1 protein-coding gene is annotated in these 725 nt (G+C 31.7%); it reads left to right on the plus strand.

All coding sequences use genetic code 11. From position 1 onward, the window contains the following. Nucleotides 1–183 precede the first annotated feature (183 nt). Nucleotides 184–534 carry a LuxR C-terminal-related transcriptional regulator gene (locus ACFVTF_RS38545; protein ID WP_387818877.1) on the plus strand — a complete coding sequence of 117 codons (351 nt, stop codon included), beginning with the start codon at nt 184–186 and terminating at the stop codon, nt 532–534. Nucleotides 535–725: the final 191 nt, after the last annotated feature.

Below are 725 nucleotides of genomic sequence, written 5' to 3' on the forward strand. Positions count from 1 at the left end.
TCATTAGCCTCACAAGAGCAAGAAGATGATAATTAAGGAGGTGATCCAAACAATTAACTGCAAGTCCAAACTAAATAAAATGAAAAAGGGCACTTTCCCGGCTAGGAAAGCACCCCATGTAAAAAACTTGTAAGGACTTTTATTATAACATGGGTTGCCCTCAAAAAATAGGAGGGTCTTATCATGGATCAAAGCGAAAAACTATTAATGGGTATTGAAAATATCTTAAGTGTAGCTTCTGATTTAGTTGATGAAGTTGCTCGACTGAAGAGTGTAGAAGAAGAATGTAAAATCCTTAAAGAGAAGGTATTCATGAACCAATTCACACAAGCAGAACAAGAAGTCTTTGCTCTTGCTATTGATGGTCATTCTCTTTCAGAAATACAAGAAATTCTCCATAAAGAAGAAAGTACCATTAAGAATCAAAGAAAAGGCATCTTAAAGAAATTGAACACAGCATCCATGACAGAAGCTGTTCAACAATTTCAAAATCTACATCAAAGATCTTTACAAAACCTAATACGTATTTCTTAACGATATAGTAGCCTTTAAGGCTATAGAAGCAGGCTTAAGCCTGCTTTTTCTTTTAGGAAGATACCAAAAATCACTCACCTTACATGTTTTTTTCTTTTAATCTCCAAAAATATCTTTAAACTATTACCGAAAAAATGTAATATGTAATTTATTAAGTAAACATAATAATATTTTTCCAAATATTATTAATA

It is taken from the genome of Kitasatospora sp. NPDC057940, assembly GCF_042887425.1.
Classification (GTDB): Bacteria; Actinomycetota; Actinomycetes; order Streptomycetales; family Streptomycetaceae; genus Kitasatospora.